Below are 2011 nucleotides of genomic sequence, written 5' to 3' on the forward strand. Positions count from 1 at the left end.
GCCCTGTACCGAACTAGGCGCGTCCACCATTCGCCAATCCCGGGGGGCCGGGGGAGGGGTGGCTGCCCGATTCACGGTGTGGTCTTCCGCTGGACGCCGGATCGGCGCGTGCATGTGACGCGGTGGTCGTTGCCTCCGGCAATTACGCGTCAATAGGGTCCAACCTGCCGGCTGGGGAGATCGATGTGCGGACCGGCAGCCGACCGACGAGGGGATCCATGGCCCGCCGACTGACGCTGAACCCTGGGCTGCACCGCCGAGACCTGCTCCGGATGGCAGCCGCCGCCGGCTCGGTCGCGGCCCTCGAGCTGACCGCCACATCATCGGCCATCGCCGTCACACCGATAGCCGCGGACCTCTGCGTGTACGGCGCGACCATGGCCGGTGTCACCGCCGCGGTGCAGATGCGGCGTATGGGCGGCTCGGTGGTGATCATCGAGCCGACTGCGCACATCGGCGGCATGACCACCGGCGGGCTCGCCCGGACAGACATCGGGACGGGCGGCGCTGTCGGCGGGCTGGCGCGGGAGTTCTACCGCAGGGTGTATGTCGCCTACAACGGCGGTCCGCTCGGGGTGTCGACGCCGATGCTGACCAGCTTCGAGCCACGGGTGGCCGCCACGGTCGTGAGCGACATGCTGACCGGGGCCCAGGTGCCGGTCTACACCCGTCGGACGCTGGCCTCCGTCGGCCGCAGCGGCACCCGGCTCACCTCCGTTACGGCCGACGACGGCACCGTCGTACGGGCGCAGATGTTCATCGACGCCTCCTACGAGGGGGACCTGCTGGCGCTCGCCGGGGTTCGCTACCGCATCGGTCGTGAGCCGAACGCGACCTACGGCGAGTCCAACAACGGGGTGCAGGTGTTCTCCAAGAACCAGTTCAGCGTCGCGGTCGACCCGTACCGGCGGGCGGGCGACCCGACCAGCGGGTTGCTACCCGAGATCTCCGCGGCCGCGCTGGGGGCCATCGGCAGCGGCGACGCCCACGTCCAGGCCTACTGTTACCGGCTCTGCCTGACCAAGGCGTCGAACCGGATCGCGTTTCCACGGCCCGCCGGCTATGACCCGAACCGCTACGCCCTCGTGCCGCGGCTGATCGCGGCAGGGTACGCCGATCCGTTCACCGACAAGGCCGCCGCGTTCCTGAACAACGCGGCACTGCCGAATGCCAAGTTCGACGCAAACAACGTCGGACCTTTCTCGCTCGACCATGTCGGCGCCGCGGACGCCTACCCGGGCGCGACCTGGTCGCAGCGCGCGCCGATCGTGGCTGATCACATCGCGTACCAGCAAGGTCTGCTCTACTTCCTGGCTCACGACACCGCGGTGCGCGCCGACGTCCGGTCCGCGGTCGCGGCTTTCGGGCTGGCACCCGACGAGTTCAGCGCCACCGGTAACTGGCCGCCGCAACTCTACGTGCGTGAAGCCCGTCGGATGGTGAGCTCGAGTTATGTCCTGACCGAGGCGGACTGCCGTGGCCAGACCACCGTCGCCGACGGCATCGGCCTAGCCAGCTACGCGCGGGATTCCCACAACAGCCAGCGGCTCGTCGTCGGCGGGCTAGTGAAGAACGAGGGCGACTTCCAGATCCCCGTTCCCGCACCGTACCGGCTGCCGTACCGGGCGATGATCCCTGATGCCGTGCAATGCACGAACCTCATCGTCCCCGTCTGCCTGTCAGCGTCACATGTCGCTTACAGCTCGGTGCGGATGGAACCGGTGTTCATGATTCTCGGGCAGGCTGCCGGTGCCGCGGCCAAGCTGGCGCTTGACAGCGCTGCGACCGTGCAGGCCGTCGACCCCGCGGCTCTTCGCGCGCGGCTGTTCGAGGACATGGCCGTGTTCGACTACCCGGACCTCGCCGTCGACGACACAGCCCCGACAACGGTGATCACTGGTGGTTGGACGTCCAGTACGGCGATCGCCGGCTACTACGGCACCGGCTACCTGCATGACGGCAACGCCGGAAAGGGTGGCAAGAGCGTGCGCTTCGTCCCCTCCCTGCCGAC

General features: G+C 69.0%; 1 protein-coding gene. It reads left to right on the plus strand.

Annotation, left to right across the window (positions count from 1 at the left end; genetic code table 11):
* Positions 1–218: 218 nt before the first annotated feature.
* A partial coding sequence (locus tag U9978_RS16840; protein WP_322762090.1) for an FAD-dependent oxidoreductase occupies positions 219–2011 on the plus strand: 1793 nt, incomplete at its 3' end.

The organism is Protofrankia sp. Cr2, from assembly GCF_963555885.1.
Taxonomy (GTDB): Bacteria; Actinomycetota; Actinomycetes; order Frankiales; family Frankiaceae; genus Protofrankia.